1 protein-coding gene is annotated in these 648 nt (G+C 65.1%); it reads left to right on the plus strand.

The window, feature by feature from the left end:
- Window positions 1-648: IS256 family transposase (locus HTS88_RS22000; RefSeq protein WP_174182331.1), on the plus strand; the 648-nt coding region annotated here is incomplete at both ends.

Genomic DNA, 648 nt, shown 5'->3' on the forward strand with positions numbered 1-648 from the left:
ATGGGCGTCACCACCAATGGGGAGCGGGAGATCCTGGGCATCTGGGCCGGCGACGGTGGCGAGGGTGCCCGGTTCTGGCTGCAGGTCTTCTCGGAGCTGAAGAACCGGGGCGTGGAAGATGTGCTGATCGCCGTCTGCGACGGGCTCAAAGGCCTGCCGGAGGCGATCACGACCACGTGGGAGCGGACGGTGGTGCAGCAGTGCATCGTGCACCTGATCCGCAACAGCTTCCGCTACGCCGGACGCCAGCACCGCGACGGCATCGTCAAGGCGCTCAAGCCGGTCTACACGGCCCCGTCCGAGCAGGCGGCGAAGGACCGGTTCGCCGAATTCACTGCCGAGTGGGGCCAGCGGTATCCGGCCATCGTACGGCTCTGGGAATCCTCCTGGGCCGAATTCGTGCCCTTCCTGGAGTACGACGTGGAGATCCGACGGGTCATCTGCACGACGAACGCGATCGAGTCGATCAACGCACGCTACCGAAGGGCGGTGAGGGCCCGCGGGCACTTTCCGAACGAGACCGCTGCCCTGAAATGCCTATACCTGGTCACCAGATCTCTTGATCCAACCGGCGGTGGCCGTGCACGCTGGGTGATGAGGTGGAAGCCTGCGCTAAACGCGTTCGCTATTACCTTCGCTGGCCGGTTC

This window comes from Pseudarthrobacter oxydans (genome assembly GCF_013314975.1).
Classification (GTDB): domain Bacteria; phylum Actinomycetota; class Actinomycetes; order Actinomycetales; family Micrococcaceae; genus Arthrobacter; species Arthrobacter oxydans.